Origin of the sequence: Streptomyces sp. NRRL WC-3549 (assembly GCF_000721935.1) — a bacterium.
In the GTDB taxonomy this organism is placed as follows: Bacteria; Actinomycetota; Actinomycetes; order Streptomycetales; family Streptomycetaceae; genus Streptomyces.
In genome coordinates this window covers 17004-21004 of the sequence record NZ_KL585420.1, presented here as the reverse complement: position 1 = coordinate 21004, position 4001 = coordinate 17004, and the positions used below count along the sequence as shown (strand labels likewise).

The 4001-nt window shown below is 73.6% G+C and carries 4 protein-coding genes; 3 read left to right on the top strand and 1 reads right to left on the bottom strand.

Annotation, left to right across the window (positions count from 1 at the left end; translation table 11 throughout):
• Window positions 1-600: class I tRNA ligase family protein (locus IH13_RS0124550; RefSeq protein ID WP_031087916.1), on the top strand; the 600-nt coding region annotated here is incomplete at its 5' end.
• A gap of 86 nt (window positions 601-686) precedes the next feature.
• Here the strand turns inward: IH13_RS0124550 and IH13_RS0124545 are convergent.
• Window positions 687-1763, bottom strand: coding sequence for a PAC2 family protein (locus tag IH13_RS0124545; RefSeq protein ID WP_051835912.1), 1077 nt, complete (start codon window positions 1761-1763; stop codon window positions 687-689).
• Between the two features lie 229 nt (window positions 1764-1992).
• Here IH13_RS0124545 and IH13_RS0124540 point away from each other — a divergent pair, with 229 nt between their 5' ends.
• Window positions 1993-3351, top strand: a complete 1359-nt coding sequence (locus IH13_RS0124540) for an enolase C-terminal domain-like protein (protein ID WP_031087912.1) — start codon at window positions 1993-1995, stop codon at window positions 3349-3351.
• A partial coding sequence (locus IH13_RS0124535) for an SDR family NAD(P)-dependent oxidoreductase (RefSeq protein WP_031087910.1) occupies window positions 3348-4001 on the top strand: 654 nt, incomplete at its 3' end. The genes IH13_RS0124540 and IH13_RS0124535, both read left to right, overlap by 4 nt.

Sequence of the window (4001 nt, the reverse complement as noted above, 5' to 3'; positions counted from 1 at the left end):
AGCTGGGAGGGCGGGCGCCTCGGGTCCGGCCGGCCCGGCTGGCACATCGAGTGCGTGGCCATCGCCCTGGACCACCTCGGCATGGGCTTCGACGTCCAGGGCGGCGGGTCCGACCTGGCCTTCCCGCACCACGAGATGGGTGCGTCGCACGCCCAGGCGCTGACCGGCGAGTACCCCTTCGCCCGCGCGTACGTGCACGCCGGCATGGTCGGCCTGGACGGCGAGAAGATGTCCAAGTCCAAAGGCAACCTGGTCTTCGTCTCCGCGCTGCGCCGCGACGGCGTCGACCCCGCGGCGATCCGGCTCGCACTGCTCGCCCACCACTACCGCTCCGACTGGGAGTGGACCGACCAGGTGCTCGCCGACGCCGTCGAACGCCTCGCCCGGTGGCGGGCGGCCGTCTCCCGGCCCGACGGGCTGTCCGCCGACGCGCTGGTCGACGAGGTGCGTGCGGCCCTCGCCGACGACCTGGACTCCCCGGCCGCACTGGCCGCCGTGGACCGCTGGGCCGCACGGCAGACCTCCGGCGGCGGTACGGACGAGGGCGCGCCCGGTCTCGTGTCGCGCACCGTCGACGCCCTGCTGGGCGTCGCGCTGTAGCACCGCCCTCGAAACCCGCCCGAACGCAGCCGGCCCCGGACCTCTCGACGAGGTCCGGGGCCGCTTTCCCGCCGTCTGGCGCCGTGTCAGCCGGCGGGCGGGGCCTCGTCGTCCGGCCCCTCACCGGCCGGCCCACCGGACGGGTCCTCGGGGGCGTCGTCGTCCTTGGCGCTCCCGGCGTCCGGCCGGGTGCCCCCGGGGCGCCCCTTCTCCGGCCGCTGCGGGCGGGGCGGCCTCGTCCGCTCACCGGCGGTGTCCCGCAGGTAGGGAGAGGCGTCGCCGGTCTCCGTGGCGTGGCCGCCGGGCGCCTGTCCCGGGCCGCCGACGTCACGGCGCCGCAGATACCGCTCGAACTCCCGGGCGATGGCCTCGCCCGACGCCTCGGGCAGCTCGGCGGTGTCCCGCGCCTCCTCCAGTGTCTGCACGTACTCCGCCACCTCGCTGTCCTCGGCGGCCAGCTGGTCGACGCCGAGCTGCCAGGCCCGGGCGTCCTCGGGCAGCTCGCCCAGCGGGATGCGCAGGCCGAGCAGGTCCTCCAGCCGGTTCAGCAGCGCCAGCGTCGCCTTCGGGTTCGGCGGCTGCGACACGTAGTGCGGCACCGCCGCCCAGAGGCTCACCGCGGGCACGCCCGCGTGGGTGCAGGCCTCCTGGAGGATGCCGACGATGCCGGTCGGGCCCTCGTACCTCGTCTCCTCCAGGTCCATCGTCCGGGCCAGGTCCGGATCGGACGTGACCCCGCTGACCGGGACCGGCCTGGTGTGCGGGGTGTCGCCGAGCAGCGCCCCCAGGATGACGACCATCTCGACGCCGAGTTCATGGGCGAACCCCAGGATCTCGTTGCAGAACGAACGCCAGCGCATCGACGGTTCGATGCCCCGGACCAGGACCAGGTCACGCGGCTTCTCGCCGCCGACCCGGACCACGGACAGGCGCGTCGTCGGCCACGTGATCTTGCGTGACCCGCCCTCCATGAACACCGTGGGCCGGTTGACCTGGAAGTCGTAGTAGTCCTCGGCGTCGAGCGCCGCGAAGACCTCGCCCTTCCATTCCCGGTTCAGATGTCCGACCGCTGTGGAGGCGGCGTCACCGGCGTCGTTCCAGCCTTCGAACGCGGCCACCATGACCGGGTCGATCAGCTCGGGTACCCCCTCGAGCTCGATCACCCAGGCCTCCTTCCGAAGTTCCCTTGCGTACGCACCAACCTTACGGCTTCCCCGCTCTCCTGCCGCAGTGCGTTTGCGCCGATGAGTGAACCGTGCAAGCGCCCCATTCATCCGAGCTGTTCCCTGGGAAAGGAGGCGGAATCGACTCAGGCTCTGGACTGATCGAGGGTAACGGGGATATACATCGGATGACCCGGAAGAGATCCGATGTTATGCGCAGGGGGCGCTCATGAGTCAGACCGTCACGGGCTTCGAGGTCCACGACATCCGGTTCCCCACCTCGGAGCAGCTCGACGGCTCGGACGCCATGAACCCCGACCCCGACTACTCCGCCGCCTACGTCGTCCTGCGCACGGACGCACCCCGCACCGCGCACGGAGCCGGCGCCCGGGAGGCGTCGGCCCCCGAAGGGCACGGCTTCTGCTTCACCATCGGGCGCGGCAACGAGATCATGGCCACCGCCATCGAGGCGCTGCGCCCCTACCTGCTGGGGCGTCCCGTCCCCCGTACCGCCGCCGCGCTCGGCGCCCTGTACCGCGAGCTCACCCGCGACTCCCAACTGAGGTGGCTGGGGCCCGAGAAGGGCGTGACGCACATGGCGGCCGGTGCGGTCCTGAACGCCGCCTGGGACCTCGCGGCGAAACTGGCCGGGCAGCCCGTCTGGCGGTTCCTCGCCGGGATGACACCTGAGGAACTGGTCTCCCTGGTCGACTTCCGCCACCTCACCGACGCCCTCACCCCCGAGGAGGCGCTCGCCCTCCTCCGCGCGGCCGAGCCGGGCCGCGCGGAGCGCACCGAGCGGCTGCTGGCCGAGGGCTACCCGGCGTACACCACCTCCCCGGGCTGGCTGGGGTACGACGACGACAAGCTCGTACGGCTCGCCAGAGAGGCCGTCGCGGACGGGTTCGGCCAGATCAAGCTGAAGGTCGGCGGCACGGTCGAGGACGACGTCCGCAGGCTGTCGCTGGCGCGCGAGGCCGTCGGCCCGGACATCCGGATCGCGGTCGACGCCAACCAGCGCTGGGACGTGGCCGAGGCCGTGGCGTGGATGACCGCGCTCGCGCCCTACGACCCGTACTGGATCGAGGAACCGACCAGCCCCGACGACGTACTCGGCCACGCCGCGGTGCGCGCCGGCCAGCCGGTCAAGGTGGCCACCGGCGAACACGCCGCCAACCGCGTCGTGTTCAAGCAGCTGCTCCAGGCGGGCGCGACCGACTTCGTCCAGATCGACGCGGCCCGGGTCGCCGGGGTCAACGAGAACCTCGCGGTCCTGCTGCTCGCCGCCAAGTACGGCGTCCCCGTCTGCCCGCACGCCGGCGGCGTCGGCCTGTGCGAACTGGTCCAGCACCTCGCGATGTTCGACTACGTGGCCGTCTCCGGCACCCGGGAGGACCGGGTCGTCGAGTACGTCGACCACCTCCACGAGCACTTCGCCGACCCGGTCGTCATCAAGGCGGGGCGCTACGTCGCCCCGCGCGCCCCGGGATTCTCCGCCCGGATGCTCCCCGCTTCGCTCGCCGCCCACCGCTACCCCGAGGGCCCCGTCTGGCGGGCCCGCCGCACCCCTGAGGAGACCGACCGATGACCGGTACGCAGGACTTCGACGGACTGTCCGCACTCGTGACGGGCGGCGCCTCCGGTATCGGTGCCGCGGTGGCGGCGCTCCTGCTCGCCCGCGGCGCGCGCGTCGCCGTGCTCGACCGGGAGACGAAGGGGGCCCCCGGCGGGGCGCTGGCGATCGAGGCCGACGTGAGCGACGACGCCGCGGTCCGTGCCGGGGTCCGGCGGGCCGCCGGCGAACTGGGCGCTCTGCACACCCTCGTCTCCAACGCCGGGATCGGCGCCGCCGGCACGGTCGAGGACAACGACGACCAGGAGTGGGCCCGGGTCCTGGACGTCAACGTCGTCGGCATGGTCCGCACCGCCCGCCACGCCCTGCCCCATCTGCGCCGGGCGGCGGTGGACCGGCCGGGTGCCGTGTCGGTCACCCACACCTGCTCGGTGGCGGCCACCGCCGGGCTGCCGCGGCGGGCCCTGTACGGCGCGAGCAAGGGGGCCGTGCTCGCCCTCACCCTCGCCATGGCCGCCGACCACGTCCGCGAGGGGATCCGCGTCAACTGCGTCAACCCCGGCACGGCCGAAACCCCCTGGATCGGCCGGCTGCTCGCACGGGCCGAGGACCCCGCGGCCGAACGCGCCGCCCTGGACGCCCGCCAGCCGATGGGACGGCTCGTC

Coding starts and splice junctions, on each gene's coding strand:
- IH13_RS0124540 (WP_031087912.1), top strand. CDS start 1,993: ATGAGTCAGACCGTCACGGGCTTCGAGGTCCACGACATCCGGTTCCCC.